This is a genomic window from Streptomyces sp. NPDC127197, assembly GCF_042672405.1.
GTDB classification, from domain to species: Bacteria; Actinomycetota; Actinomycetes; order Streptomycetales; family Streptomycetaceae; genus Streptomyces; species Streptomyces flavusporus.
Window position 1 is genome coordinate 94,407 of the sequence record NZ_JBHXVG010000018.1, and the last position, 25,549, is coordinate 119,955.

General features: G+C 70.4%; 21 protein-coding genes. 14 read left to right on the forward strand and 7 right to left on the reverse strand.

Translation table 11 applies throughout. The features are described from left to right. Positions 1–84: 84 nt before the first annotated feature. From ACFVJQ_RS26295 to ACFVJQ_RS26320, 6 genes are all read right to left on the reverse strand, one after another. On the reverse strand, positions 85–2,058 hold the full coding sequence (locus tag ACFVJQ_RS26295; protein ID WP_385517393.1) for a DUF1996 domain-containing protein: 1,974 nt from the start codon (positions 2,056–2,058) through the stop codon (positions 85–87). Positions 2,059–2,329: 271 nt separating this feature from the next. Continuing rightward, the gene (locus ACFVJQ_RS26300; protein ID WP_224734370.1) at positions 2,330–3,775 is read right to left on the reverse strand and encodes a glyceraldehyde-3-phosphate dehydrogenase; all 1,446 of its coding nucleotides are present in this window, start codon (positions 3,773–3,775) and stop codon (positions 2,330–2,332) included. 118 nt (positions 3,776–3,893) lie between these two features. Continuing rightward, positions 3,894–4,895, reverse strand: coding sequence for an MASE1 domain-containing protein (locus ACFVJQ_RS26305; RefSeq protein WP_385787468.1), 1,002 nt, complete (start codon positions 4,893–4,895; stop codon positions 3,894–3,896). A gap of 60 nt (positions 4,896–4,955) precedes the next feature. Continuing rightward, positions 4,956–5,786, reverse strand: coding sequence for a PP2C family protein-serine/threonine phosphatase (locus ACFVJQ_RS26310; RefSeq protein WP_385517397.1), 831 nt, complete (start codon positions 5,784–5,786; stop codon positions 4,956–4,958). A 124-nt stretch (positions 5,787–5,910) separates the two neighbouring features. Further along, complete coding sequence (locus ACFVJQ_RS26315) at positions 5,911–6,969, reverse strand: acyltransferase family protein (RefSeq protein WP_385517417.1); 1,059 nt, start codon at positions 6,967–6,969, stop codon at positions 5,911–5,913. 171 nt (positions 6,970–7,140) lie between these two features. Continuing rightward, positions 7,141–8,517: a diacylglycerol/lipid kinase family protein gene (locus tag ACFVJQ_RS26320; RefSeq protein ID WP_385787472.1), complete on the reverse strand. Its 1,377-nt coding sequence runs from the start codon at positions 8,515–8,517 to the stop codon at positions 7,141–7,143. Positions 8,518–8,757: 240 nt separating this feature from the next. On the opposite strand from ACFVJQ_RS26320, the gene ACFVJQ_RS26325 reads away from it, so the two are divergent. The 3 genes from ACFVJQ_RS26325 to ACFVJQ_RS26335 all read left to right on the forward strand — a co-directional run bounded on the left by ACFVJQ_RS26325 (position 8,758) and on the right by ACFVJQ_RS26335 (position 12,793). Then, entirely contained in the window at positions 8,758–9,378 is a 621-nt protein-coding gene (locus tag ACFVJQ_RS26325; protein WP_385517401.1) for a hypothetical protein, read from the forward strand. A gap of 223 nt (positions 9,379–9,601) precedes the next feature. Beyond that, a complete protein-coding gene (locus tag ACFVJQ_RS26330) occupies positions 9,602–11,494 on the forward strand; it encodes an ATP-binding cassette domain-containing protein (protein ID WP_385787475.1) in 1,893 nt (630 codons plus the stop codon). Positions 11,495–11,635: 141 nt separating this feature from the next. Next, on the forward strand, positions 11,636–12,793 hold the full coding sequence (locus ACFVJQ_RS26335) for a S1 family peptidase (RefSeq protein ID WP_385787478.1): 1,158 nt from the start codon (positions 11,636–11,638) through the stop codon (positions 12,791–12,793). Between the two features lie 132 nt (positions 12,794–12,925). Here the strand turns inward: ACFVJQ_RS26335 and ACFVJQ_RS26340 are convergent, their stop codons facing one another. Beyond that, entirely contained in the window at positions 12,926–15,472 is a 2,547-nt protein-coding gene (locus ACFVJQ_RS26340; protein ID WP_385787588.1) for a PA14 domain-containing protein, read from the reverse strand. Between the two features lie 216 nt (positions 15,473–15,688). Between ACFVJQ_RS26340 and ACFVJQ_RS26345 the strand changes: the two genes are divergently transcribed. The 11 genes from ACFVJQ_RS26345 (at position 15,689) to ACFVJQ_RS26395 (ending at position 25,437) form a co-directional block, all read left to right on the forward strand. Continuing rightward, positions 15,689–16,741 carry a LacI family DNA-binding transcriptional regulator gene (locus ACFVJQ_RS26345; protein ID WP_385517404.1) on the forward strand — a complete coding sequence of 351 codons (1,053 nt, stop codon included), beginning with the start codon at positions 15,689–15,691 and terminating at the stop codon, positions 16,739–16,741. Between the two features lie 165 nt (positions 16,742–16,906). Continuing rightward, the gene (locus ACFVJQ_RS26350) at positions 16,907–18,568 is read left to right on the forward strand and encodes an FAD-dependent oxidoreductase (protein ID WP_385517406.1); all 1,662 of its coding nucleotides are present in this window, start codon (positions 16,907–16,909) and stop codon (positions 18,566–18,568) included. Positions 18,569–18,776: 208 nt separating this feature from the next. Then, complete coding sequence (locus ACFVJQ_RS26355) at positions 18,777–19,118, forward strand: hypothetical protein (protein ID WP_385787482.1); 342 nt, start codon at positions 18,777–18,779, stop codon at positions 19,116–19,118. A gap of 120 nt (positions 19,119–19,238) precedes the next feature. Further along, positions 19,239–19,916: a class F sortase gene (locus ACFVJQ_RS26360; RefSeq protein ID WP_385517409.1), complete on the forward strand. Its 678-nt coding sequence runs from the start codon at positions 19,239–19,241 to the stop codon at positions 19,914–19,916. Positions 19,917–20,122: 206 nt separating this feature from the next. Beyond that, positions 20,123–21,277: a SchA/CurD-like domain-containing protein gene (locus ACFVJQ_RS26365; protein WP_385787485.1), complete on the forward strand. Its 1,155-nt coding sequence runs from the start codon at positions 20,123–20,125 to the stop codon at positions 21,275–21,277. Between the two features lie 65 nt (positions 21,278–21,342). Continuing rightward, positions 21,343–21,804 (forward strand): cupin domain-containing protein, encoded by a 462-nt coding sequence (locus ACFVJQ_RS26370; protein WP_385517413.1) that lies wholly within the window; start codon positions 21,343–21,345, stop codon positions 21,802–21,804. Then, positions 21,801–23,069: a beta-ketoacyl synthase gene (locus ACFVJQ_RS26375; protein ID WP_224734125.1), complete on the forward strand. Its 1,269-nt coding sequence runs from the start codon at positions 21,801–21,803 to the stop codon at positions 23,067–23,069. Before ACFVJQ_RS26370 ends, ACFVJQ_RS26375 begins: the two co-directional genes overlap by 4 nt. Next, a complete protein-coding gene (locus tag ACFVJQ_RS26380) occupies positions 23,066–24,316 on the forward strand; it encodes a ketosynthase chain-length factor (protein WP_224734124.1) in 1,251 nt (416 codons plus the stop codon). The genes ACFVJQ_RS26375 and ACFVJQ_RS26380 overlap by 4 nt, the downstream gene beginning before the upstream one ends. Before the next feature lie 32 nt (positions 24,317–24,348). Next, positions 24,349–24,606 (forward strand): acyl carrier protein, encoded by a 258-nt coding sequence (locus tag ACFVJQ_RS26385; RefSeq protein WP_224734123.1) that lies wholly within the window; start codon positions 24,349–24,351, stop codon positions 24,604–24,606. A gap of 1 nt (position 24,607) precedes the next feature. Then, positions 24,608–25,084: an SRPBCC family protein gene (locus ACFVJQ_RS26390; protein ID WP_129797856.1), complete on the forward strand. Its 477-nt coding sequence runs from the start codon at positions 24,608–24,610 to the stop codon at positions 25,082–25,084. A gap of 20 nt (positions 25,085–25,104) precedes the next feature. Beyond that, on the forward strand, positions 25,105–25,437 hold the full coding sequence (locus ACFVJQ_RS26395; protein WP_385517415.1) for a TcmI family type II polyketide cyclase: 333 nt from the start codon (positions 25,105–25,107) through the stop codon (positions 25,435–25,437). Positions 25,438–25,549: the final 112 nt, after the last annotated feature.

Consider the following 25,549-nt stretch of genomic DNA (forward strand, 5'->3'; position numbering starts at 1 on the left):
GCGAGGGTCTCAACGGCCGGGGCGCACGCCCCTCCCCCGACCGTCGGCCGCCCGCCCAGGGGGCGGCCGACGGTCGGGGGGCCGTCACAAGGAGCGGCGCGCGGTGCGACGCAGCAGGACGAATCCGGCGATCAGAAGGACGGCGCCGGCCGCAGCGGGCCACAGGCGCGCACCGGTGTCGGCGAGTCCGCCCTGGACTGCCTGCGGCTCGGTCTGCCCGGAGGCTGAAGGGCCGCGGCCTGATTCCTCCTCCTGCGGCACTTCGGCGGCGGCAGCGTCCGAGTCGTCCTGCGCGCCGGTGTCGGACGGTCGTGAGGTGGCCGAGGGCGAGGCGTAGACGTTGGGTGCGCCACTGGCGGGGGCGGTTTCCGCAGGAGCGGCCGGCGTCGGGTCTGCGCCGCCCGCGCCGTTCGAGGGCTCGGCAGACGGCTCGTCGCCCTTGTCGCCGGGCTGGTCCGCGCCGTCGTCGCCGGGTTGCTCCCCGCCGTTGTCGCCGGGCTTGTCCGCACCGTCGTCGCCCGGCTGCTCCTCGCCATTGCCCTCATCGGGCTGTTCCCCGGGGTTGCCGTCCTGGGGTTCCTCCGGAGTCGCCGTGGGCTGCTCCCCCGCTCCCTCGTCGGGGTCGGCCCCGGAGCCGGGGCCCACATCGCCCGAATCGCACTGCCGGCCGCCGTTGATGCAGTCGACCATCTCGCCCATCAGGTCTTCGTCGAAGACGTTGATGAAGTCACCGTGGTCCGTGACCGGCTTGTGCAGTTGCTCCGGGAAGGAGTCCACGGCGAACAGCGGGGTCGTCCGGCCTCCGTCGTTCAGGCTCGGCGCGTCGACGTCGTACACGATGCGCTGCACCAGCTGGGGTATCGACTGGAATCCGGCCGGGCACTGACCGGCGGCGTCGGCGAAGGCCACGTGGGTGCGGTGGTTGGCGCTGTCGATGTTCCGGCCGTCCCAGCAGCTCTGGAACTTGAAGGTGCGCACCACGTCACTGCCGGACGGGCACAGCGGGTACTTGTCCTTGAGCTGCCGGTCCTCGAAACCGGTGCAGCTCCAGGAGGCGTTGGCGTTGGCGGTTCCGTTGACGAACGCCTTGGCGTCACCGGTGATGATGCGCAGCAGTCGCGGCATGGCCGTCACCTCGCCGGCCGGGCTGCCCACGAACGTCAGCGTGACCTGTGCGGGCGTGACGATCTCACCGGCATTGCCCTCGATTCCGCCGCCGGGGGCCTCGGCGTCCTGCTCCACGGTCCCGTTCTGAAGGCGCAGCACCGGCCAGTAGTACGACGACTTGTCGCCGGGGTTCTCGCAGCTCGTCTCGGCGTTCGCGAGGTCCTGGTCGCTGGCGAAGGCGTCGTTGGCCTGGTTGCCGATGTAGTCGTGGAAGTGGTGGGCTCCGTTGGTGACGCCGGGGGCGACGATCACGTTGTCGGAGTTGAACAGGCCCTGTTCGTTGACGCCGCAGCTGGTGGTGAAGGTGCCGCGGGACGCGCTCTTCTGCTGGGGCGGTTTCTGGACGTTCGGCTGCACGGTGGTGATGTCCGCGTAGTCCGCGGCGACGGGCCCGTTGCCGGCCTGACCGCCGTTGCCGGTCTGGCCTTCGTCCGGCTGGTTCTCGCCGTCCTGGGACCCGCCGTTCTCGCCCTGACCGGTGTCGGCGCCGTCACCGCCCTGGTCGCCCGTGGGTCGCAGCGTGCAGGCCGCGAGGTCTTCCAGACCCTGCGGACGCTCGCCCGTCCGGTCGATGGCGGCGGCGATGCGCTCGATCGTCCCGCTCCGCTGCTCCTGCAGCGGCGTCATGATCGCGTCGGCGTCGAAGCCGCCGTCCTGCGCGGCGCCCGCCGACTCCTGGAGCTGCTGGTAGGCCTCCGTCACCTGCTGGTCCAGCAGGGCGAGTTCCTTGTCCACGTCCGCTCGCGCGTCGTCCGGAACCTCGGTCAGCTTCTCGCCCACGTCCGGGCAGTCGATGGTGGTGGCCGTCCCGGCCCCGGCTTCGTTCGCGAGCGTGCTGTTCGCACCCCCCGAACCGCCGTCGGTGGCGGAGGCGTAGACATTCGCCACCACCAGTCCCCCACCGCCCAACATCAGAGCGACAGCTGCGAATGTCGCCCGTCTTGCACCTTTGGGGCGTCTGCGCGTCTTGCGTCCCACGGAGTACTCCTACGACTGATGGCCGACCTGGTCATGGAAGCCTTCCGGTGACATACGCAGCCGAGCGCCGACATGTTCAACCGCATCGTGAATTCACGTGTGCGCGGCGGCAACAGGGCGTGCAACGACGTCGTCCCTGGCGAACCTCCCACGGTGTTCGCCAGGGACGCAGCAGGCGCCGAGATCAGTGCAGCGGAGCCGGGTAGGTGGGGTACTCCACTCCGGACACGTGCTGGACGACGCGGATGACCTGGCAGGAGTAGCCGAACTCGTTGTCGTACCAGAGGTAGAGGATGGCGTTGTCACCCTCCACCTTGAGCGCGCCGGCGTCGACGATCGAGGCGTGGCGTGAGCCGATGAAGTCGCTGGAGACCGCGTCGGGGGCGCTGATGAAGTCGATCTGGCGCTTGAGCGGCGAGGTCAGTGACACATCGCGGAGGTGGTCGAGGACCTCCTGGCGGGTTGTCTCGCGGGCGAGTTGCAGGTTGAGGATCGCGATCGAGACATCGGGCACCGGGACGCGGATCGAGCTGCCGGTGATCTTCGCCTTGAGGTCGGGCAGCGCCTTGGCGACGGCGGAGGCGGCGCCGGTTTCGGTGATGACCATGTTCAGCGGCGCCGAACGGCCGCGCCGGTCGGACTTGTGGTAATTGTCCAGCAGATTCTGGTCGTTGGTGAAGGAATGGACGGTCTCCACGTGGCCGCGCAGGACGCCGTACTCGTCCGCCATCGCCTTCAGCGGCGGCACGATCGCGTTGGTGGTGCAGGACGCGCAGGACAGGATCTGCTCGTCCGGCTTGATGGTGTCGTGGTTGACGCCGTGGACGATGTTCGGGACGTCGCCCTTGCCCGGCGCGGTCAGGACGACCTTCTCGATGCCGGGGCGAAGGTGCTTCGACAGGCCTTCGCGGTCGCGCCACTTGCCGGTGTTGTCGATGAGGATGGCGTCCTTGATGCCGTACGCCGTGTAGTCCACCGTCGTCGGGTCGTCGGAGTAGACGACCTGGATCTCGTTGCCGTTGGCGATGATCCTGCTGTTCGCCTCGTCGACGGTGATCGTGCCCTGGAACTGACCGTGGATGGAGTCACGGCGCAGCAGGGAGGCGCGCTTGACGATGTCCTGGCTGCCGCTGTTGCGGACGACGATGGCCCGCAGCCGCAGTCCGTTCCCGGAGCCGGCCTTCTCGATGAGCAGACGCGCGAGGAGACGCCCGATACGACCGAAGCCGTAGAGGACGACGTCGCGCGGCTCCCGGCGCTCGATCTTGTTGGCGCCCGTGGCGCCGGCCACGGCCTCGGCGGTGAACTCCTGCACCGACAGACCGCGGTCGTCGGTCCGGTACGTCGCGGCGAGCATGCCGATGTCGATCTGGGAAGGGCCGAGATCGAGGGCGGTCAGCGCCTGCAGGAAAGGCATCGTCTCGGTGACCGAGAGCTCCTCACCGGCGATCTGCCGGGCGAAACGATGGGTCTTCAGGATGCTGACGACCGATTTGTTCACCAAGGAGCGGCTGTGCAGCAGGACGGTGACGTCCCGTTCCCGGTGCAGCTTCCCGATGACCGGGATCATCGACTCCGCGATCTCCTCGCGGCACTTCCAGTTGGTGAACGAGTCTTCGTTGACAGTCACAAGCACATCTTTCGAGCTAGGCGGCGCTCATATGATAGACGTTCGCTGCGCGGGCCATGCAGCCGGTGCCGCCACCACACAATTCGGGGGTCGCGCTTGCGTACAAGCCGGGCGTCCCTCACTGCGCTCCCGGCTGTCCGCGCCGGCCGTCGCCCCTGGCCGGCCGACCGGACGGGGACTCCCCTGCGGTGAGATGCTCCAGGACCTCGACCAGCTCCTGGCACGCTCGTTCCACCGACCGCCTGGTGTTGCGCTGCTCGGTGATCACGGCCGACAGGAGCAGGGCGGTGAGGGCCATCGCCCCGTTGAAGGCCTGGAGCTTGGTCATCACTTCGACACGGGTCAGCCCTGCGAACGGTCCGGCCCGGTCCGTCGCCGCGACGGTCGCCATGATCGAGGTGAACAGGGCGCACAGCATGCTGCCCGCGAGCTGGAAGCGCAGTACCGCCCAGATCAGCAGCGGGTAGACGAGGAAGAGCAGGCTGACGGAACTGTGGGTGGCCACCGGCACGACACCGCAGGCGATGACGGCCAGGCCCAGGGCCTCCTTCCACCGGGTCACGTGCAGTGGCCGACGCAGCCCGTGCAGCAGGAGCAGGACCGGGGTGACGATCAGAACGCCCATCGCGTCCCCGACCCACCAGGCCATCCAGACCGGCCAGAATTCGGGCGCGGCGAGCCGCCCCGTGAGCACGAGGAGTCCGGCGCCCACGGTCGCGCTGATCACCATGGCGGTCAGAGCGCACAGGAACACCAGCGCGAGACCGTCTCGTAATCGGCCGAGATCCGTGCGGAAGCCCACCTTGCGCAGCATGAGATACCCGCAGACGGGGGCGGCGGTGTTGCCCGCGAGGATGCCGACCGCAGCGGGCCGGAAGGTGGTGAGGGTCATCATGACGAGGAGGGCGCCGAGGGCGATGCCGGGCCAGCAGCGCATCCCCAGGACCAGCAGGCAGGCCACGGCCACGCCGGTGGGCGGCCAGATGGGTGTGACCACCGCGCCCTCGACGACGAGATGGCGCAGCAGGCCCAGCCACCCCGCCGCGTAGTAGCCGCCGGCGACTGCCAGCGTCTGCAGGGCGAAGACGACCGGCCAGCGTAGATCCTCGGTACCCACCACAGCAGCCATGAGACACCGGCGCCGCCCCGTCGGCGAGGTGAGGGGCGTGGCCTGAAGGCCCTATGGCTGAACGCCGAGCCCGTCGTGGCCGACGACCAGTACGGCGGCGTCGTCGTCGTGCCCCACCTGTTCGACGCCCTTGATCACGGCGGCGGCGAGCGAGCCCGCCCCCATGCCCGCGACGGCGGCGATCCCCGCGAGCCGTACCACCTGGTCGAGCCCGGCCTCGACGCTCAGCGTCGGCCCCTCCACGACACCGTCCGTGAGCAGGACGAACACCCCGCCCGTGGTGAGCCGGTACCGAGTCACCGGGTACTCCATGCCCTCCTGGATACCGAGGGGCGGTCCTCCCTCGTCCTCGGAGACGCCGGACTTTCCGTCGGCCGTGGCCCAGACGCAGGGGATGTGTCCGGCCCGGGCGCTCTCCAGCACTCCGGTGGACGGGTCGAGCCGCATGAAGGTGCAGGTGGCGAACAGGTCGCCGCCGAGGGACAGAATGAGGTCATTGGTTCGGGCGAGGAGTTCGCCCGGCTCGCTCGTCACGGAGGCGAGCGCGCGCAGTCCGACCCGGACCTGGCCCATGAAGGCCGCCGCCTCGATGTTGTGGCCCTGAACGTCGCCGACGGACAGCCCGATGCGGCCGTCGGGCAGCGTGAAGGCGTCGTACCAGTCGCCTCCCACATTGAGGCCGTAGCACGCCGGCGCATACTCGACGGCCAGGTGGAATCCCCGGGCGACCGGCAGATCCCTGGGAAGCATGTCCCGCTGCAGGGCGACGGCCAGCTCGACCCTGGAGCGCTGCAGCTCCGCCTGCATGCGCGCCTGGGCGGTCAGCGATCCGAGTCTGGCCAGCAGCTCGTCGCCGTCGTCCGTCGGGGCCGTGCGGGACATTGATCACTCCGGCGAGGACAGAAGCCCCCTGAGACAAAGCGGCATTTTTCCCATTAAGGGATGATAGCGACACCCCATCGAGGCATGACACCACGCGCGGCCATGCCCCGTGGGGCGCCTCCGATCATGCCGGCGGGCGTGCAGCAACACCTGCCGCAGGCGTGGTCCGCCGGAAGGCCCACTCCATCTTCGGCTCCATCACGAACCGGAAGATCCGCCGCACGGGTGGGGTGCACAGCAGCGTCACGACGACGGCGGCGACGACGGTCACGGTGATCTCGCCGAGCGGCCGGTGGAGCCAGCCGTTGTCGTACACGTGGAAGTGGTTCACGGTCTGCATGCCGAAGCCGTGCAGCAGATAGCCGTACAGCGTGCCCGCGCCGAGCGCGGTGAACCACATGGCACGCCCCGGCACCCAGGCGAGGAAGCAGGCGACAAGGATCAGCGAGCAGCCGAAGAGGGCCAGCGTCATGAGCGGCCCGTACCAGCCGGGTGCGCCGAGCTGCTCGGCGCTGGTGCGGTGGAAGAACCAGGCGTAGTTCATCCGCGGGACCGCCCAGTACGCCACGACGAGAGCCGAGGCGAAGACGGGCACGGCCAGCAGGCGCACCTCGCGGCGGCGGACCAGTTGGAAGTGCTCCGGCTTCAGGCACAGGCCGAGCACGAAGTAGGGCAGGAACTGCAGCATGCGTTGCAGGTCGAGGTCCTTGCCGATGGACGGCGTGAGGGTGGCGAGCATCGCGATGCCGAGCGCGATCGGCAGCGGCCACCGTACGACCTTCCATATCGGGGTGGTCAGCCGCCAGACGAACAGCGCCGCGAGGAACCACGTCAGGTACAGGGGGTCGAGCAGGCTGAACGCCCGGTCCGGTTCGTTGTCGGCCCACCGCGTGAAGAGGGTGTACGCCACCTCGAAGACGACGTAGGGCACGGCGACACCGGTCAGCAGGCGCTTGATCCGCCCCGGGGTCGCCTCGAAGCCGCGCGAGAAGTAGCCGGAGATGACGATGAACGCCGGCATGTGGAAGCAGTAGACGATCATGTAGAACGCGGTGACGGTTCGGCTCTCACTGCGCAGCGGCTCCCACGCATGGCCGATCGCCACCAGCACGATCGCGAGGTACTTGGCGTTGTCGAAGAACGCGTCGCGCTGCTTGGCCGGCCCCTCGGCCGTGCCGGACACGACCCTCTGCGGCCTGACGACCGCGCGTTCCGCCGAGCGTACGGCGTCACTCACCGGACCTCCCGAGGCAACCCCGGGCCGCCGTTCCTCGTCCTACATGAATCAGGGGTATATCAACAGTGAACATCAGCGGGCACATTAGTCACACGAGTGAGCCCCCGTACAGCCCTCTCAGCGTCCGGGCTCCTCGCCCCCCGGCGGCCGGCGCCTGTGAGCGGAGCGCGCAGGGACGGCCGTACGGCCCACCGCGGCGGCGAGTTTGCGCAGTCGGCGCCAGTCCAGTCGGGGCGGCAGGTCGGGGACGCCCGGCCGTTCACGGGGGACCCGGACGCGCAGGACGCGGCGTTCGATGCGGCAGCGGACGGGGGTGCGCAGGGTGACGGCCTCGCCGTCGAGGCCCACGTCCAGCTGCGGCTCGTCGGCGTCGATGACCACCTCGCGAGCCGTCAGCGCCCCGACCCCCTGGGGGTCCAGCAGCAGTTCGGCCGCCTCCACGGCGCTGTCCACCTTCACGGCGAGGACGCCGAGCCGTCCGGAGTTCAGTCGCTGGCGCCGGCCGAAGCCAAGGGGGTCGTCGATGCGGTAGGGATTGTTGCTCACCAGGACGGCCTGCGGATCGGTGAACGTGGTGCCGTCGGCGTGGGCGGTCAGACGTGGACCGCGCTGACGGGTGAGCAGGTCGGGCAGCAGCTCCAGCGCGGTACCGACCTTGTCGTCGCGGTAGCCGGGGCTCTGCACGACCGCGCCGTACACCCCGAACGAGGCGTTGTTGACGAACGGGCGGTCGTCGGCGAAGCACAGGTCCACACGGAGTTCGACACCGTCGGTGAGGGCGTCGAGGCAGGCGGCCGGGTCTTCGCGGTCCAGGCCGAGGTCCATCGCGAAATGGTTGCGGGTGCCGGCCGATATCACGAGGAACGGCAGTCCGTGCTCCGCGGCCACCGCCGCGACCTGGGCCTGCGTTCCGTCACCACCGGCGACGCCCAGGAGGTCGGCTCCGTCCGCCACGGCGGTCCTCGCGAGGGCGGCGACGTCCTGATGCCGTTCCGGGTCCAGCAGGACGACCCGCGCACCGAGCCTTTCGGCCTTGTCGCGCAGGGCGAACTTCTCCACCTTGCCGCCGCCGGAGCGCGGGTTGAGCAGCAGGAAGGGACGCTTCGGGGGCGGTGTCCGGTACTCCTTGATCCGCCCTTGCCGCAGCCCTGTGCTGCGCAGCGCGTACCGGCCGCACCAGACTGCCGCGGCCCAGAGCAGCGCGGAGAGGGCGATCACCCAGAGCAGATTCTCCCGCAGAAAGAGCACGACGAGGCCGATGGGTGTGGCGAGGGCCAGCAGGGCGGCGCCGGCACGGACGGCTCCGCGGCGGGACAGTACCCACCACAGTGCGGCGACGGTGAGGGCGAGGCCCGCGAGCCCGACGACGAGCAGCAGCAGACCGCCCGGGCCGCCACGGACGAGTGGCAGCAGAACCGCGGCGGCCGCCGCAGCCAGGGCTCCCCTGGCCGCCCAGGCCTGCTTGCGGTGCAACCGCTGCATCGGCGTCGACATCACAGGTCCCTCCACGCGCCCCGGTCGGCGTCACTGTCACAGCGCTCCCTGCGCCCTCACGAACGGGCAAGCGGCGTTCCAAGATCTCACGCTCGTTCCCCGGTCGAACAACGGCGCGGAACAGATCAAAGTTGCCGTTCAGTGACATTCGGGACAGATCTGTAGCAGGCGCAGAGGGCAACGAACAGAACCCTCGGCGAGTCGTACCAGGCGTAGTGAGCGAACGATGTGGAGGCAATCATGAACGTCCGCACTCGAAGCACCCGACTCACCCTGGCCGCCATGGCAACCGGGGCGGCCGTCGCCCTGACCGCCGCCCCGGCGGCGTCCGCCGGCACGTCGGCCTCCGACACACCCCGGTTCCTCAAGCCGGGCGAGCTGCCGCCGCACCCGACGTCGCCCTGGTACGCCGGGCCCGTCACCGCCGGGCAGCCGGACCCGCTGCCGATCTGTGTGGGAGCGGCCCTGCCGTCGATCGCCACCCACCGCACGTACTGGACCGAGTACGACACCAACGCCCTTCAGGTGACGGTCGTTGAGCGGGACGCACGGCGCGCCAAGGCGTTCGCCGCCCTGCTCCGCAAGGACCTCGCCGACTGCGCGAAGAAGCTGATGCAGCAGTACCCGGACATCACCGCGACCAGGAAGTACTACGGCCGGCTGAACGTCGAGGAAGGTGCCCACGTCTACGGCATCCACACCGCCTCCGCCTGGGGGTCCTCCGACATCGGGTTGTTCTCGGTCGGCCGGGACGGCAGGACCGTGACCGTCGTCAAGTGGGCGCAGATGGGCACCTTCGAGCACGCCCAGGTCGACGACTTCAGGGCCACGACCGTCAGGGCGGTCAACAAGCTCTCTTGATGTCCCACCCGCCCCCTGCGCCTCCACCTCGGCGTTTCGGCCAATCCCGGGTCCCTGCGGACCCTGACGACCCAACGGTCGATGGCCCCTGCACAAGCCTCCACTCGCTCCGCCCTGCGGATTCCGGTCCGTCCGAAATACGTGTGTTCGATGACGCGGCTCACGTCGTTGACCCGGATGTCGCCGTCGGCACGTACTTCAAGACCGAACCGGAGGAACCGAGTTGGCCTCAGCAGATGCCCGGGAGGAGCGGCGGACACAAGCCCTCCCTCCCCCACCGCCCGCCGAGATCAGGTACTCGGGCGAGTACTCCGTGAACCCGCTCGGCGAAGCCTCCTTCCGCAGGCTGAGCGCGCAGATCCCCAAGGTCCTGGGCCGCATCATCGGCATGGCCTGGCGCATCGAACGGCGGGCCGTCCTGCTCCTGTTGGCCTGCCCGGTGGTCACCGGTGCCGCCGCCGCGGTCCTGCTGGCGGCGACGGCCCGGGCGATGGGACCGCTGCTCGGCGCGGACACGGTCACCGACCGCCTCCGGCAGGCCCTGCCGGCTCTGGTGGTCGTCGGCATCGCCGCCGGTGTCGCCCGGGTCGCGGGCGTCGTGGCGGCCTACGCCGAGCGGCGGATCACTCCCCGGCTCACCACCCAGGCGGACACCGCCCTCGTGGAGGCGGTCTGCCGCGTCGAGGCGTCGGCCTACGCCGTCGACGGTTTCTCCGACCGGCAGGAAGCCGCGGAGATGGGAGTGATCCGCACCCATGTGATGGTCACGGACGCACAGCGGTTCCTGTCGGCCCTCATCCGGATGGTCACCGCGGCCGGAGCGCTGTCGGTGCTCAACCCGTTGCTGCTGCCCCTGCTTCTCCTCGCCGTGCTGCCGGCCGGTGTCGGCGCGGTCCTCACCGCGCGCGTGGACTACGAGATCCACTACGCCAACATCGCCGACCGCAACGTCAGAGGCATGATGCGCTGGTGGTCCACGACCCCCAAGTACGGTGACGAGGTCCGCGCGAACTCGATGACCGACTACCTCATCTTCTGGTACCGGTCCCTGTCCGAGCGCTGCGACCGGCGCACACTGGCCGCCGCCCCGCGCACGCTGCGCATCGCCCTGGCCTCCTCCCTGGTCGCCGGCGTGTTCCTCGTCGCGACCTGGGGAGCACTGGCCTGGCTGGCGACGACGGGGAGGATCGCGCTCGCGCTCGCCGCGACGGCCGTCGTGGCCGTGCAGACGACCCTCGCCGGCCTCTCCCAGGTGATCATCAACGGTGCCGCCCTGTTCCACACGAGCCTCTATCTGAGCGACATGCAGGCGTTCCTGGACGATGCCTCGGCGCGAGCGCCCGAACGGGGCGCGTTGTCGGTCGTGGCGCCGGTGGACGAGATCCGGCTGGAGGAGGTCGTCTACCAGTACCCGGGCAAGGACCGGCCCGCCGTCGACGGTGTGTCACTCACCCTGCGGCGGGGCGAGATCCTCGCGGTCGTCGGCGCCAACGGCTCCGGCAAGTCGACGCTCACCCGCCTGATCACCGGGATCTACCTCGCCGACAAGGGCCGGGTGACCTGGAACGGCCTGGACCTCGCCGGGACCGACCCGGCAACTGTCTGGCAGCAGACCGGACTTGTGCCGCAGATCTTCGCGCAGTGGCCGCTGCGGGTGCGGGAGAACGTCACCCTCGGCCAGCCCCGGACCCGGGACGACGGGCCGGTGTGGGAGGCGATCGACGCCGTCGGCATGCGCCGGCCGGTCGAGGAACTGCCCGCCGGTCTCGACACCCTCCTCGCCCGTGAGGTCTTCGGCGGTGCGGAGCTGTCGGGCGGGCAGTGGCAGCGCATCGCCTGCTCGCGGGCGCTGTACCGGCGTCCCGCCCTGCTGATCCTCGACGAGCCCACCTCCCAGATGGATCCGCGCGGCGAGCACCAGATCTTCGAGCAGATCAAGGCCATCGCCGGCGACCGCATCACCATCGTCGTCACCCACCGCCTGGAGAACACGAAGATCGCCGACCACATCGTGGTCATGGAGGAGGGCCGCATCACGGAACAGGGCAGGTACGACAACCTCGTGCACGCCGGCGGCACCTTCGCCGAACTCCTGGAACTCTCGCAGGACCGATAGCCGACCGGGACACGGCGCAATCCGCGCATTGGCATGGACCTGATAGGCATACGGAGCTACGCTCGGCCCAACCTCCATGAGAGCGCTCTCAGTTGCGGTTGTTCCACCCCCACCTTGCTGGAACGACGAAGGGCATCTTCCGTGAGACGCATCAGACTCCTGCACGCCGGCGTGGCCGCCGTCCTCATGCTCGGCAGCTGGTCCGCCGCCGGTACTCTGCCGGCCGCGGCGCACGACACCGCCGCCGACGACGCGCCGCCGGCCTCCGCCGGACTTCTGCACGCCATGCAGCGCGACCTCGGCCTGTCGAGAGATCAGGCGGAGGCACGGCTGGCGGCGGAGCGCACCGCCAGGGACGTCGCACCGACGGCGCGCCGGGCGGCCGGCGCCGCGTACGGCGGCTCGTGGTTCGACGCGGACAGCGAGCGGTTGACCGTGGCTGTCACGTCGGACGCCTCCGCCGCGACCCTGCGGGCCGTCCGGTCCACCGGCGCGACCGTCCGCACCGTCGAGCACAGCGCGCGGCAGCTCGACGCCACCAAGGCACGCATCGACCGGCTGTCCGCCCCGTCGGGCGTGAGCAGCTGGCACGTCGACCCGGCGGCCAACGCGGTCGTGGTGAACGTCATCGAGGCCGAGCGCCCCGACAACGATGTCCGGCGCTTCGTCGCCCGTGCCCGCGCTGCCGGGCCGGTGACCGTGGAGACGGTGCCGGCCGCCCCGCGGACCTTCGCGGCGGGAACGGTCGGCGGCGACCCCTACTACACCGGCAACGTCCGCTGCTCCATCGGCTTCTCGGTCCACGGCGGGTTCGTCACCGCCGGACACTGCGGCGGGGGCGGCGCCGCCGTGCGCGGCTGGGACGGCACACACATCGGCACCTTCCAGGGTTCCTCGTTCCCGGGCAACGACTACGCGTGGGTCAGCGTCGGCAGCGGCTGGTGGACCGTCCCGGTGGTCCTCGGCTGGGGTACGGTCCCGGACCGGCTGGTGCGCGGCTCGGCCGAGGCGCCCGTCGGCACCTCGATCTGCCGGTCCGGCTCCACGACGCACTGGCACTGCGGCACCGTGCTGGCCAGGAACGAGACCGTCAACTACAGCCAGGGCGCGGTGCATCAGATGACGAAGACCAGCGTCTGCGCCGAACCCGGCGACTCCGGCGGCTCCTTCATCAGCGGTGACCAGGCACAAGGAGTCACCTCGGGAGGCTGGGGCAACTGCTCCGGCGGCGGTGAGACCTGGTTCCAGCCGGTCAACGAGATCCTCAACCGCTATGGGCTGACCCTGCACACGGCCTGATCCGCACCACGGTCCGAGGGTCCCGCGGGTGATCCGGCGGGACCCTCTCGCACGCCCGGCCACGGTCCGCCCGTCACCAGGGCGGGCGGACCATACGGCCATACAGGGCACGGGGCCGGGATCGACCGGGCGTCAGGCGCACCCGGCGGGGGTCGGCCGCGACGCGTCGTCGATCAAAGCCTCGTGGGCCGCCGCGAGGCGTTGCACATCCGGTTTGATCACCCTGCGGTCGTACGTCAGCAGGCCGTTGAGCTCGCCCTCGACGTCCGAGATCTGGGTGTAGACGGCGCCGTTGCTTCCCCGGCACACCAGGGCGCGCACCTCGTCGAGCTTGTCGAGGTAGTCGTCGGTGTAGGTGGCGGGGTCGACGTCGACGTACGACTGCTGCACCGACCAGGCGTGGCCCGGCACGGCGAGGCCGAGTCCGCCGTACTCGCCGCTGACCAGGGCGCGTTGCCCGTCGGGACGTGGCGGCAGGGCCGGGCTCGGGTAGCCGTGCTCGTCCATGATGTCGCCGGCGTTGCCGTCGGCGCCGAGGTTGAGGCCGGACTGGTTGTTGACCAGGCGGGTCGGGTCCCAGGCCCCCGCCTGCTCGGCGATGCGGCCGACGTCGTACTGACCCCAGCCCTCGTTGAAGGTGACCCACATGACGACCGAGGGGCTGCTGATGTGCTCGTCGATCATCTGCTTCATCTCGCGCTCGTACTGCGCGCGGGCCGCGGCACTCGGGTTCACGCCCGCGGTCATGGCCGGCATGTCCTGCCACACCAGCAGGCCGAGCCGGTCGGCCCAGTAGAACCAGCGGTCGGGTTCGACCTTGATGTGCTTGCGCACCGAGTTGAAGCCCATCTTCTTGTGCATCTTCAGGTCGTACGCCAGGGCCTCGTCGGTCGGCGCGGTGTGCAGACCGTCGGGCCAGAAGCCCTGGTCCAGGGTGGCCATCAGGAAGACCGGCTCGCCGTTCAGGACCGTGCGCGGGACGCCGTTCACCTTCTCCACCGCGATGGAGCGCATCCCGAAGTAGCTGCCGACGCGGTCGCCGCCGACGCTCACCTTCAGGTCGTACAGGAACGGATCGTCGGGCGACCACAGGCGTGGACGGGGGATGCTCAGGGTGAGCGGCTCGCCGCTGCGGCCGCGGGCGGTGGCGACCCGGCGGTTCCCGTCGTACGCGGTCGCGGTGACCGGGAGGCCGTCGCGGACGCCCTGCGGTGCGACGGTCAGCGTGCCGGCGTCGGCGTCGGGGGTCAGCCTGAGCCCTTCGACGTGGTCGGCTGCGACCGGTTCCAGCCACACCGTCTGCCAGATGCCGGACGACGGTGTGTACCAGATGCCGCTCGGGTCGAGGCGCTGCTTGCCCACGGGCGGGTTCTCGCCGTTCGCCGCATCCGTCGGGTCGTAGACGCCGACGATCAGTTCCTGGGTGCGGCCGGGCCGCAGGGCGTCGGTGATGTCGGCGGAGAACTTGTCGTAGCCGCCCTCGTGCGCGGCGACCTCGGTGCCGTTGACGTAGACCTCGGCCCGCCAGTCGACGGCGCCGAAGTTCAGCTGGAGCCGTTTGGCGGTACCGATCCGCCAGTCGGACGGGACGGTGAAGGTACGACGGTACCACATGCGGTCCTCGTGCCGTTCGACGCCCGAGAGCTGGGACTCGACGGGGTAGGGGACGAGGATCTCTTCGTCGAGGTTCCGGCCGAACGGCGGCTGCTCCCCCGCCCCTGCGGCGGCGAACTGCCAGGTGCCGTTCAGGTTCCGCCAGCTGTCGCGGGTGAGCTGGGGACGGGGGTACTCGCGGTGGGCGTTGTCCGGGGTGACGTCGTCGGCCCACTTGGTGCGCAGCTGGTGGGTGGAGTGGTTGGGGCCGCTGCTCCAGAAGGCGTTGACAACGTTGCCGTCCCTGCCGGTGAGGCCGCCCTCGCCGTCGTAACGGACGTCCGCGAGGCCCGGGGCGGTGCCGGTCTTGTTGCCGACCACGGGCTCGTCGAGCGCCACGAGCAGGGACCTGGGGGTGGCGGGGTCGACGCGCGCCTCGCCCAGGGGCCAGGTGGTGCCGCCGATCACGGCGTCCAGGTGCTCGGTGAGTGAGGCGGGCGGCGGGGCCAGTTCCTGGGCGAAGTCGAGGCGGAGGGTACGGCCGTCCTGAAGGACGGTCGTGGCGATGGCGCCGTCGTAGTCGTAGCCCTCGGGCAGGAGGAACGCCGACTGCGGGACGGCCGTCTTGGTGCCGCCCGGCGGGGTCCAGCGCAGATGGAGGTTGGAGCCTCCGTAGTGCTCGAAGTACTCGACCTTGATGTCGTAGGCGCGGCCAGCCGTCAACTCGACCGGCTCGCTGGTCTGTTCGCGGTCCCAGTCGTCGACCCAGTGGTCGATGACCGGCCGGTCGTCGATCCAGAGCCGGAAGCCGTTGTCGCCGATGATCGAGAAGGTGGTGGGGCCGGTCTTCTCCGGCACGATACGGCCGGTCCAGCGGACGCTGACGTCGTCCGAGCGGCCGGTGGCGGCGCGGAGTCGGGACTCCAGGGAGTCGAAGTCGAGTCGGGGGTCGAATCCGGTGGCCTTGAGCTCGTGGAAGTCGAACGTGCCGGGCGCCGAGTGCGTGTAGTACTCGCCCTTGAGGCCGTGGACGTCGACGGGGTCGTCGGCCGCCGTGGCGGCCGGTGCCGCGGCCAGTCCGGCCATGCCCAGCACGGCTGCCAACAGCAGTGCGAGGCGGTCTCTGAACGGTCTGATGCGCACGAATCCTCCTTGACCGAGGAAGGGTGGTGGCGGCTCACCGCTTCAGTCTGTACAACGTTGCAAGCACAGCAGTTGGCATGACAGCACGCCCGCCGATCCCTGTCCAGGTTCATGACAAACGCTCCGCCGTCGGAGCCGTCACTCTGCCGAGGAGGCCTCTTGCCGGTAAGCCTGAAGGACGTGGCCCAGCGCGCCGGCGTCTCGATCAAGACCGTGTCCAACGTCGTGAACAACCATCCCCACGTCGCCCCGGCGATGCGGGCCCGGGTGCAGGCCGCGATCGACGAACTGGGCTACCGCCCGAACCCCACCGCGCGCCATCTGCGCAAGGGGCGTACGGGCATCATCGCTCTGGCCGTTCCCGAGCTGGGCAACCCCTACTTCGCCGAGTTGGCCGGCGCCGTCATCGACGCCGCCGCGGAGCACGAGTACACGGTCCTGCTCGACCGCACGGGCGGCCGACGGGACAAGGAGGTACTGGTCAGCCAGGGCTTCCGGACCCGGGTGATCGACGGGCTCGTCCTCAGCCCGATCGAGCTGGAGGCCGCGGATCTTCAGGGGCGCTCCGACGACGTGCCCCTGGTGCTGCTCGGCGAGCGGGAGTACGACGCGCCCCACGACCACATCGCCATCGACAACGTGGCCGCGGCCCGCGAGGCCGTACGGCATCTGCTCGGCCGGGGCCGCACCCGCATCGCCTATCTGGGAGCGGGCACGGACTCGGCGAACCGTCCGGCTCATCTACGACTCCTGGGCTGGCGCCAGGAGTTGACGGCGGCCGGGGTGCCCGCGCCCGACAGCCTGGTCGTGCCCGTCGGCGGGTGGGACCGCGCCGACGGGGCGCGGGGCATGGCCCGACTGCTGGACTCGGGCCTGCGCCCGGACGCGGTGTTCGCGTTCAACGACCTGATAGCCATCGGTGCGATGCGGACCCTGCACGAACGGGGGCTGCGGGTGCCCCAGGACGTGGCCGTGGTGGGCTTCGACGACATCGCCGAGGGCCGGTTCGGGGCCGTGTCCCTGACCACCGTCTCACCGGACAAGCAGGCCATCGCCCGCATGGCGGTGGCCTCGCTGCTGCGCAGCCTGTCGGGGAACGGCGAGCCGGCCGGGCGTGAACTCACCGCCCCGCACCGGCTGGTGGAGCGGGAGAGCACGCTGGGGCGGCGTCAGGGCCCGTCCGGCGGATCAGGTCGGCTCCACGGGGCGTGACTGATCGGCGCAGGTGAACGGTGTCAGGCCCCGCGATTCCGGCATGATCCGCGGGCAGGCCCTAAGCGGGTGATGCGTGAGACGCCGTGCGCCCTGCGGGGCATGCATGAGTGTCTCCGGTCTTATCCGGCCGGCTCTGCGGACACGACGCGTTGGAGGCGAGTGATGAACGAAACAGCCGATCAAGCCGACCCCACGACCGACGAAGCCCAGGTCCCGGTCCTCATCGTCGGCGGTTCCCTGGTCGGCCTGTCGACCTCGCTGTTCCTGGGCCGACTGGGTGTCCGGCACACACTGGTGGAGCGTCATGCCGGCACCTCCATCCACCCCCGCGGCCGCGGCAACAACGTCCGCACGATGGAGCTGTTCCGGGTGGCCGGCGTCGAGCCGGCGATCCATGAGGCCGCCTCCACCCTGGCCAAGAACCACGGCATCCTGCAGGCGCCCACCCTGGTCGGCGACGCGGGCGACTGGCTGTTCAAGGAGATCGACCCGGGCGGCGGACTGGCCCGCTTCAGCCCGACGTCATGGTGTCTGTGCAGCCAGAACGACCTGGAGCCGGTCCTGCTGGACCATGCCGCGGGACTCGGCGGCGACCTGCGCTACTCCACCGAACTGGTGGCGTTCGACACCGACGCGGACGGCGTCACCGCGTCGGTCAAGAGCCGGGAGACGGGCAAGCACAGCACCATCCGCGCGGACTACCTCGTCGCCGCCGACGGCCCCCGCAGTCCCGTCCGGGAACAGCTCGGCATCGGCCACAACGGCCCCGGCGACCTGTTCCACAACGTCAGCATCACCTTCCGGTCCCGTCGTCTCGCCGACGTGGTGGGCGACCGTCGCTTCATCGTCTGCTACCTGACCCGCCCGGGTGCCGACGGGGCACTGCTGCCCGTGGACAACCGCGAGAACTGGGTCTTCCACGCGCCCTGGCATCCCGAAGACGGCGAAACGGTGGAGGAGTTCACCGACGAGCGGTGCGCCGACCACATCCGCCGCGCGGTCGGGGACATGGACATCGACGTGGAGATCACCGGAAGGGCGCCCTGGCACGCCGCCCAACGGGTCGCCCGGAGCTACCGGTCGGGACGCGTCTTCCTGGCGGGCGACTCGGCCCACGAGATGTCCCCCACCGGAGCCTTCGGCTCCAACACCGGTATCCAGGACGCGCACAACCTCGCCTGGAAGCTGGCTGCCGTGCTCGGCGGCTGGGCAGGTGACGGACTTCTGGACACCTACGACATCGAACGCCGTAGGGTCGCCGAGGCGACCAGCGCCCGCGCGGCCGCCCGGTCGGCCGAGCACAGCCACCCCGGCTACACCCCTCCGCCCACCGCCGGCAACGCGCCCCAGCGCGGCATCCTCAACATCACACTCGGCTACCGCTACCCGAAGGGCGCCGTCGTCGGCGCCGATCCCACGACGGCGGTCGTGCCCGAGAAGCTGGCCCTGACCGGGGAGCCCGGCAGCAGGGCACCCCACCTGTGGGTACGGTTCCGGGGCGAACGGATCTCCACCCTCGACCTGTACGAACGGTCTCTGGTCCTGCTCAGCGACGCGGATGAGCCGAGCGGATGGCACGCGGCCGCCACACGCCTCGCCGAAGAGATGTCGGTCCCGCTCGTCTCCTACCGGGTGGGGATCGGACCCGGCAGCGAGCTGGCATACGAGGACGGTGCGGACTGGTCGGAGGTCCACGGCACGACACGCGCAGGGGCCGTACTGGTCCGGCCCGACGGGTTCGTCGCATGGCGGTCGCCAGGTGCGGTCCCGGACGCCGAATCGACACTCCGTCAGGTCGTGAGGACGGTCCTCGCACTGACCTGACCTTCGTAGAACGAGTTACGACGTCGCGTCGACGGCCCCATGCCGTCGGCGCGACGTCACGCTGTGGTGCCAGGTGCCCCCCGGTTCACCCAGGTGAGCTCCTTGAGTGGTGGGAGGCCGACAACTGACTGACGGTTGATCATGTCAGGGCCGGGTCATCTCAGCTGACGAAATGCCAGCTGCCCGGCCGTGGCGAAAGGATTCTCATATGCGCTCAGCACGCATGCTCCTGGCCACCGCGGCGGCCTCGGCCGTCCTCACCATGACCGCACCCGGCGTCTACGCAGCCGATGACTGGAACCACGACGACTCGTCTTACAGCAAGGAGCACGACAACGGAGGCAAGCACGACTCGGAAGGCTACAAGGACAGCGAGCACGACAAGGGCGGCTGGAGCAACGACCACGACAAGCCCCACGGCGGGATGCACACCGGCGGCGGCGCGCTGGACGCGCCCACGGTGACCGCGGGAGGCCTGGCCGTTCTGGCCGTCGCGGGAACCGGCCTGTACGCCGCGCGTCGAAGGAACTCGGCACACGGCACGGCCTGACCATGCCGGACGCGATAGCAGCCGCAGGCCCGGCCGCCACGCGTGCACCGTGTGGCGGCCCGGCCGGCTTCCCGCCCGCCCTGTCCGCCCTGTTGCCGTGCCCTAGTGAGGTGGTCTCCGATGCCGGCCCAGCCTTCTTCCCCCACCGACGACGAACAGGTGCCGTCCGGCCAGGGGTCCCACGGAGGCATGATCGTGCTGTGTGCCGTGGCTCTCCTGATCCTGACGGTGCGCCTGATCGGCGGCGACGACACGCCGTCCGACAACTCCCGCCCGGCGCACGCCCCACCGGCGCCACACGCCACGGCGCCGGCAACGCCTGGCCCGCACGCGGCGGGAAGGCACCTGCCGCGGTCGAAGCCGGTGCGCCTGCTCATCCCGAAGATCTCGGTCGACGCGCCCTTCACGGACCTTGCCATCGGCCCCAACGGGCAGCTCGAACCCCCGCCCGCCCACGACGTCAACCTCGTCGGCTGGCACGCCAAGGGGGCCAGCCCCGGAGAGGCCGGCACCTCGATCATCGCCGGGCACGTCGACACGGCCACCTCCCCCGCCGTCTTCGCCGACCTCGGTGCCCTGCAGAAGGGGGACGTCTTCCACGTCGAACGAGCCGACGGGCGCACGGCGTCCTTCGTGGTCGACAGCGTGGAGACGTTCGCCAAGGACCGCTTCCCGAGCCGGCGTGTGTACGGCGACACCCCCCAGGCCCAGGTCCGGCTCATCACCTGCGCGGGTGATTACGACCGAACGGTCAAGGACTACACGGACAACCTGGTGGTCTTCGCTCATCTCACGTGAGCAGACCTGGTTGTCCGTCAGGTGTGCGCGCAGGCAACGCGTCGGAGCTTCCCCGCCCTGGGGGAGCGGATCCGCGCCGCCGGTCACCCACGTAGTCCATACGATTCGCGCACTGGTGGGGACCGGCACAAGATCGAGGCACGCTCACGTCGCATCACCGCAAGCGACGTCAGCCTCCCCCTCCCCGCTAAGGAGATGTGCGCAGGATGACCACTTCCGCACTTGCTTCAGAACCGCTGACGCAACAGGTGCCGCACCATGTCTCGCAGTCCGTCTTCGACGGCTCCCGGCTCCGGGTCGTCCTTCTGGTGGACGTCCACGACGGAGCCCAGCAGCAGTTCCTGGAGGCGTACGAGCAACTCTGCAACCAGGTTGCGTCCGTTCCCGGGCATGTCAGCGACCAGTTGTGCCAGTCGATCGAGAATCCCTCGCAATGGCTCATCACGAGTGAGTGGGAGAGTGCCCCGCCGTTCCTCACCTGGGTGAACAGCGAGGAGCACGTGCGGATGGTGGAGCCCTTGCACCGCTGCGTCCGGGACACCAGGTCGCTGCGCTTCCACATCGTCCGCGAGACCGGCGACCCGGCGGAGGACGCCAGGTCCGGCAAGCGCCGGCTCCAGGCATCACCCCGGATCGGGGACGGCGTCATCCGGCACGCGCTCACCTTCACGGTCAAGCCGGGCAGTGAGCAGACCGTCGCCAGGATCCTCGCCGACTACGCCGCGCCCGAGCCGCAGGTCGACGACACCACCCGGCTGTGCCGCACTTCCCTGTTCATGCACGGCAACCGTGTGGTGCGGGCCATCGAGGTGCGCGGCGACCTGCTCGCCGCGCTGCGCCATGTCGCCCGGCAGCCCGAGGTGCGGGCCGTCGAGGAAGCCATCAACCCCCATCTGGAGCAGGACCGGGACCTCGATGATCCCGAGTCCGCCCGCGTCTTCTTCACCCGCGCGGCACTGCCCGCCGTACACCATGTGACGGCGGGCCAGGAAACCGGGCAGGCCGTGCGGCACGCGTTGTACTACCCGGCCCGGGAGGGCGGCGGAATGCGGCTCGCCGAACTGCTCGCCCGGCAGGACGAGGCGGCGGCGGAGGATCCGCACAGCCCGGTGCTGTGCAGCACGATCTTCCAGCGGGACGACATCGTGATGCGGCTGATCGACGTGCGCGGCGGCCTCGACACCGACCCCGCCGCGGTGCTCGGACTGACGGACCGCGGTCAGGCAGCCGAGGTGACGGCGCTCCTCGACGGCGACGCCCTCGGTGCCGACCCTTCCGCGCTGCTGGACGCCGCGCCCGCCGGCCTCCTCACGCTCGCCCGTATGGAACTCGTCACCGACCGCCGCTCACCAGAGGCCTGACCCAGCTCGCAGGGCGCGGCCGCCCGGCCCCCCAAGTCGACACAGCACACGATCGGAGCAACGTCGTGATCAAACCCCGTCTCAACATCGTGGATCTCAGCGAGGTCGAGCCCAACACCAGGCGCGGTGGCGATCTGCGCGCCATGCTCACCCCCACCACGGTCGGCTCCACCAGCGGATTCATGGGCGTGGCCATCGTGCAGCCCGGCGACCGCATCGCGGAGCACTACCACCCGTACTCCGAGGAGTTCGTGTACGTCGTCTGCGGGCAGCTGGAGGTCGACCTGGACGGCGACCCCCACCCGCTGCGTCCCGAGCAGGGGCTCATGATCCCCGCCCACATGCGGCACCGCTTCCGCAATGTCGGCAACGTGGAGGCCCGCATCGTCTTCCACCTCGGCCCGCTGGCCCCGAGCCCGCCACTCGGCCACGTCGACACCGAGGAAACCGACTCCGTCCCGGTCGCGGCGGAGGGAGCCCGCGCGGGTGCGGGCCGGACGGCCGAACGAGGGGAGGTCCGGTCATGAAGCGGCGTGTGGCGGTCACCGGGATAGGCATCGTCGCGCCGGGCGGCATCGGCATACCGGCGTTCTGGGATCTCCTGACCAACGGGCGCACCGCGACGCGGGGGATCACCTTCTTCGACCCGGCCGGCCTGCGTTCGCGGATCGCCGCCGAGTGCGACTTCGACCCTGCGGCCCACCGGCTGGACGGGGAGGACGTCGCACGATGCGACCGGTACATCCAGTTCGCCCTGGCCGCCGGCGACGAGGCGATACAGGACGCCGGACTCGACCTCGACCAGGAGAACCCCTGGCGCGTCGGGGTCTCCCTGGGCACCGCGGTCGGCGGCACCACCCGGCTGGAGCACGACTACGTGCTGGTCAGCCACCACGGGGAGCGCTGGGACGTGGACCACCGGGAGGCCGACCCGCATCTGCACCGCGCGTTCTCGCCCAGCACGCTCGCCTCGACGGTGGCGGAGCGGTTCGGGGCGCGCGGGCCGGTGCAGACCGTCTCCACGGGCTGCACCTCGGGGCTCGACGCGGTCGGGTACGCCTTCCACACGATCGAGGAGGGCCGGGCCGATGTGTGTGTGGCCGGTGCCTCGGACTCGCCGATATCACCGATCACCATGGCCTGCTTCGACGCGATCAAGGCCACGTCGCCGAACAACGACGACCCCGCCCACGCCTCCCGTCCCTTCGACGCCGACCGCAACGGGTTCGTCATGGGCGAGGGCGGTGCGGTGCTCGTCCTGGAGGAGCTCGAGCACGCCCTGGCCCGCGGCGCACACGTGTACTGCGAGCTCGGCGGCTACGCGACCTTCGGCAACGCCTACCACATGACCGGTCTGACCAGAGAGGGGCTGGAGATGGCCCGTGCCATCGAGACCGCCCTCGACCACGCCGGGCTCGACCGCACCGCGATCGACTACGTCAACGCCCACGGGTCGGGCACGCAGCAGAACGACCGCCACGAGACCGCCGCAGTGAAGCGGGCCTTGGGACAGCACGCCTACGACACACCCATGAGCTCCATCAAGTCCATGGTGGGCCACTCCCTGGGTGCGATCGGCGCGATCGAGGTCGTCGCCTGTGTGCTGGCCCTGGCCCACCAGGTGGTACCGCCCACCGCGAACTACGAGACCCCGGACCCCGAGTGCGACCTGGACTACGTCCCGCGCGTCGCACGCGAGCGGAGACTGAACAGCGTGCTCTCCGTGGGCAGCGGGTTCGGCGGCTTCCAGTCCGCGGTGATCCTGACCCGGCCGAGGGAGAGGACACGATGAGCGAACCGCATCCGCGGCGCGCGGCCATCACCGGAATCGGTGTGGTCGCGCCCAACGGAGCCACTACCGAGAACTTCTGGAAGTCCACCAAGGAAGGCATCAGCGTCCTCGCCCCGGTCACCCGCGAGGGCTGTGAGCACCTGCCGCTGCGGGTGGCCGGCGAGGTACGGGACTTCGAGGCGTCGTCGGCGGTCGAGGAGCGCTATCTCGTCCAGACCGACCGGTTCACGCACTTCGCGATGGCCGCGGCCGACCTCGCGCTGGACGACGCCCGCCTCGGCCAGGCCGACACCGGCGACTCGCCGTTCTCCGTGGGCGTGGTCACCGCGGCCGGTTCCGGCGGCGGCGAGTTCGGTCAGCGGGAGCTGCAGCGGCTGTGGGGAAAGGGCAGTCGCTTCGTCGGGCCGTACCAGTCCATCGCCTGGTTCTACGCCGCCAGCACCGGCCAGATCTCCATCCGCCGCGGCTTCAAGGGCCCCTGCTCGGTCGTCGCCGCCGACGAGGCGGGCGGCCTGGACGCCATCGCGCACGCGGCGCGGGCCGTGCGCCGCGGCACCGACGTGATCGTGGCCGGGGCGACCGAGGCGCCGCTCGCCCCCTACTCGGTGGTCTGCCAGCTCGGCTACGAGGAGCTGAGCACCGTCGAGGACCCGGAGCGCGCCTACCGCCCGTTCACGGAAGGAGCCTGCGGATTCGTGCCGGCCGAGGGCGGCGCCATGCTCGTCGTGGAAGAGGAGACCTCGGCCGGGGAACGGGGCGCGCGCGTGCGAGCCACCCTCGCCGGACACGCGGCGACGTTCACCGGCGCCTCCCGCTGGGAGCAGTCCCGGGAAGGCCTCGCCGAGGCCATCCGTGCGGCCCTGGACGAGGCCGGGTGCGCCCCCGAGGAGATCGACGTGGTCTTCGCGGACGCCCTCGGCGTACCGGAAGCGGACCGTGCGGAGGCGCTGGCGATCGTCGACGCCCTCGGCTCCCACGGCCGGCGGGTGCCGGTCACCGCGCCGAAGACCGGTATCGGCCGGGGCTACTGCGCGGCGCCGGTGCTGGACACGGCTGCAGCGGTGCTCGCGCTGGAGAACCACCTGATTCCACCCACCCCCAACGTCTTCGACATCTGCCATGACCTCGACCTCGTGTCCGCCCGCGCCCGTGCCGCCGAGCTGCGCACGGCGCTGGTCCTCAGTCGGGGACTCATGGGGTCGAACTCGGCGCTGGTGCTGCGGCACGGCGCCGCCGACGCCTCGTAGCGAGGCGTCACAGTGCAAAGGAGAGTAACCGCATGAGTGACCGCATCACCGTGGAAGAGCTGGCCGACCTGATGAAGAAGGCCGCCGGGATCACCGTCGCCCCGGAGGATCTCCAGCAGCAGTACAACTCCGGCTTCGACGCCCTCGGCATCGACTCGCTCGGACTGCTGGGCATCGTGGGCGAGTTGGAGAACCGGTACGGCACGCCCATGCCTCCCGACGCGGAGCGCAGCAAGACCCCACGGCAGTTCCTCGACCTCGTCAACAGTGCCCTCATGACAGGAGCGTGACATGGCCGGACACACACAGAACGAGATCACCATCGCCGCGCCGGTGGACCTGGTCTGGGACATGACCAACGACGTGGAGAGCTGGCCACAGCTGTTCAGCGAGTACGCCTCCGCGGAGATCCTGTCCACGGAGGGGAACAAGACCACCTTCCGGCTGACCATGCACCCCGACGACAACGGCACCGTGTGGAGCTGGGTCTCGGAACGGGAGACGGACCGCGACACGCTCAGCGTCAAGGCCCGCCGCGTCGAGACCGGGCCCTTCGCGTACATGAACATCCGGTGGCAGTACGAGGAGGTGCCCGAGGGCACCCGGATGGTGTGGACGCAGGACTTCGAGATGAAGCCCGACGCACCGGTCGACGACGCCTGGATGACGGACAACATCAACCGGAACTCCAAGGTCCAGATGGCCCTGATCCGGGACCGCATCGAGCAGGCCGGGGAACGCCGGCGTGTGCCGACCCTGACCGACTGAGCCGAACGGAAGACAGCACGATGCACCACACCCTGATCGTCGCCCGCATGGCGCCCGGGTCGGCCCCGGACATCGCCAAGATCTTCGAGGAGTCGGACCGAGGAGAGCTGCCCCACCTCGTGGGCGTCTCCCGGCGCAGTCTCTTCCAGTTCGATGACGTGTACCTGCACCTCATCGAAGCCGAACGGGACCCCGCACCCGCCATCGCCAAGGTGGCCGGGCGTCCCGAGTTCCGTGACATCAGCGAGCGGCTGTCCGCGTACGTCACCGCGTACGATCCCGCGACCTGGCGTTCGCCGAAGGACGCGATGGCGCGCTGCTTCTACCGCTGGGAGCGGGACTCCACCGCCTGAACGGCCACTCGGCCACCGGCCCCGGGGGCGCGCCCCGCCCGGGGCCCCGGGCCGGGGGGGGGGGGGCGCGGGCGGGGGGGTGGTGCCGGCCCCGGGGGGGGGCGACCCCGGC

Bases quoted from the DNA above. Each gene is read 5' to 3' on its own strand.
- ACFVJQ_RS26310 (WP_385517397.1), bottom strand. From the start codon at position 5,786: ATGTCCCGCACGGCCCCGACGGACGACGGCGACGAGCTGCTGGCCAGA.
- ACFVJQ_RS26320 (WP_385787472.1), bottom strand. From the start codon at position 8,517: ATGTCGACGCCGATGCAGCGGTTGCACCGCAAGCAGGCCTGGGCGGCC.
- ACFVJQ_RS26325 (WP_385517401.1), top strand. From the start codon at position 8,758: ATGAACGTCCGCACTCGAAGCACCCGACTCACCCTGGCCGCCATGGCA.
- ACFVJQ_RS26340 (WP_385787588.1), bottom strand. From the start codon at position 15,472: ATGGCCGGACTGGCCGCGGCACCGGCCGCCACGGCGGCCGACGACCCC.
- ACFVJQ_RS26350 (WP_385517406.1), top strand. From the start codon at position 16,907: ATGAACGAAACAGCCGATCAAGCCGACCCCACGACCGACGAAGCCCAG.
- ACFVJQ_RS26355 (WP_385787482.1), top strand. From the start codon at position 18,777: ATGCGCTCAGCACGCATGCTCCTGGCCACCGCGGCGGCCTCGGCCGTC.
- ACFVJQ_RS26360 (WP_385517409.1), top strand. From the start codon at position 19,239: ATGCCGGCCCAGCCTTCTTCCCCCACCGACGACGAACAGGTGCCGTCC.
- ACFVJQ_RS26365 (WP_385787485.1), top strand. From the start codon at position 20,123: ATGACCACTTCCGCACTTGCTTCAGAACCGCTGACGCAACAGGTGCCG.
- ACFVJQ_RS26375 (WP_224734125.1), top strand. From the start codon at position 21,801: ATGAAGCGGCGTGTGGCGGTCACCGGGATAGGCATCGTCGCGCCGGGC.
- ACFVJQ_RS26380 (WP_224734124.1), top strand. From the start codon at position 23,066: ATGAGCGAACCGCATCCGCGGCGCGCGGCCATCACCGGAATCGGTGTG.
- ACFVJQ_RS26385 (WP_224734123.1), top strand. From the start codon at position 24,349: ATGAGTGACCGCATCACCGTGGAAGAGCTGGCCGACCTGATGAAGAAG.
- ACFVJQ_RS26390 (WP_129797856.1), top strand. From the start codon at position 24,608: ATGGCCGGACACACACAGAACGAGATCACCATCGCCGCGCCGGTGGAC.
- ACFVJQ_RS26395 (WP_385517415.1), top strand. From the start codon at position 25,105: ATGCACCACACCCTGATCGTCGCCCGCATGGCGCCCGGGTCGGCCCCG.